At 42.1% G+C, this 1,319-nt stretch carries 1 protein-coding gene; it reads right to left on the minus strand.

Annotation, left to right across the window (positions count from 1 at the left end; all coding sequences use genetic code 11):
- Nucleotides 1–267: 267 nt before the first annotated feature.
- Nucleotides 268–1,284 (minus strand): IS110 family transposase, encoded by a 1,017-nt coding sequence (locus tag ACVBIK_RS20645; protein ID WP_447170425.1) that lies wholly within the window; start codon nt 1,282–1,284, stop codon nt 268–270.
- Nucleotides 1,285–1,319: the final 35 nt, after the last annotated feature.

Below are 1,319 nucleotides of genomic sequence, written 5' to 3' on the forward strand. Positions count from 1 at the left end.
CATATATGGACCCATCCGGTTTGCAAGATATTTAATATCAACTTTGAGAAGAGTTCATTGCACCCATATATTCGGCCTGTTATTGAGGTACTCCTCTGGCCCTGATGGATATTTGCTTCTACTTTCCTTATCATCCTTACGGCTTCTTTAGAGCCAATGCCGGGCGAAGGTTTTAAGTAGAACAGTCTGACTGTCTCATCATCAATTCAATTATCTTGGCAACTTGGTGGTTGGTAAAACTAATTATTAGCGCGTTAATGATTACTTTTATGCAGCGATACGATATTCATCTTCTCTTGCTGCTATGACCCATGCTATCCGTGCAAGCTTGTTAGCGACGGCAACGCAAGCTCTGTTAAAACCACGTCTTTCTGCAAGTGCGGTAGCCCAACGACTAAATTTATCTCCTTTAGCCTCACTATGATAAAGAACCGCTCTTGCACCGTGGATAAATAGCGTTCTCAAATAAGCATTTCCTCGCTTACTAATACCAAGCAAGTTATTTTTTCCGCCACTGCTATGCTGCTTGGGGACTAGACCGCACCATGCTGAAAAATGTCTGCCGTTGGTAAAATCTTTACCTTCTCCAACAGCGGCATAAAATGCTGTGGCAGTGACTGGACCAATGCCTGGTACGCTTTCTAAGCGCTGACACACTTGATTATTCTTAACTTCCTGTTGAACTTGGGCGTCACAGCTTTTAAGCCTTCGCTCAATATCATTAAACTCTTCGTACAGTTGATAGAAAATGCTTCGCCCTTTGGCAGTTAATTCATTATCAGCATTTTCTAAAATATCAGGCAGTTTTGTCCTAAAAGACGCTTTTCCTTTTGTGATGACAATGCCGTACTCAGCGAGCATTCCTCTAACTTGATTAATCAGTGCCGTAGATTGTTTATTTAGCCTTTCTCTCATTCGATGCAGCATTTGAATATCTTGTTGCTCTACAGGCTTGGGCCCTACAAAACGCATGTTAGGACGTTGGGCCGCTTCTGCTATAGCGAGCGCATCGTTATAGTCATTCTTATTTCCCTGTCTATAGGGAACGACATACTGAGGTGCTATTAACTTTACTTGATGGCCAACTTTCTCAAACTCCCTAGCCCAATAGTTTGCACCGCCACAGGCTTCCATCACAACAAGACAAGGCTCTATTTGAGCAAGAAAATGAATCAAGTCTTTGCGTTTTATCATCTTCTTTTTGATGAGCTTCCCCGCTTTGTTTACGCCAACAAAATGAAAAACAGACTTTGCGATATCAAGACCAATTGTAGTAATGTTCATAGTGGACCCGTCCTCTTTCTGATGAGTTTAAGCAA

It is taken from the genome of Shewanella sp. 125m-1 (assembly GCF_052977065.1).